This window comes from Neisseria sp. P0021.S006, from assembly GCF_051956895.1.
This window is the reverse complement of sequence record NZ_JBQCWZ010001194.1, coordinates 1-463: the sequence shown is the minus strand read 5'-3', so window position 1 is coordinate 463 and position 463 is coordinate 1. Positions and strand designations below refer to the sequence as shown.

The 463-nt window shown below is 53.3% G+C and carries 1 protein-coding gene; it reads right to left on the bottom strand.

What is annotated here, in order from left to right; all coding sequences use genetic code 11:
- Positions 1 to 463, bottom strand: a 463-nt coding sequence (locus ACTHUM_RS19425; protein WP_440403931.1) for a c-type cytochrome, incomplete at both ends; no start/stop codon positions are given.

The following is a 463-nucleotide window of genomic DNA, read 5'->3' as shown; positions in this document are numbered from 1 at the left end:
GTCTTTACCTTGTTTGATACGAGGAGCCCAGTCTTCTTTTTTACCTACATGAGGAACACCGGGAACTGCACCGCCGTGACATGCTTGGCAGCTGGCTTCGTAAACTTTTTTACCGTCTGCACCACCGGCAGCTGCGCCTTTGTCTTCAGCTTTGGCAGCGTCTGCTTTAGGAGCATCTGCAGGAGCCACACCCTCAGCCGCTGGAGCTGAAGCAGCTTCGCCGGAAGCAGCGGCATCGGCAGGAGCCGCAGCATCAGGATCGGGGAAAGTACCGCCGGCTTTGTTGGCCATATAAGTAATCACGCGTTTCAATTCTTGGTCGGTCAAATCAGCTGCACCGCCTTTGGCAGGCATTGCGTTGAAACCGTTCAAAGCGTGTTGGAACAAGGTATCAAAGCCTTGGGCGATACGAGGAGCCCAATCGCCTTTGTTTTCAAATTTAGGCGCATTAGGAACGATACTG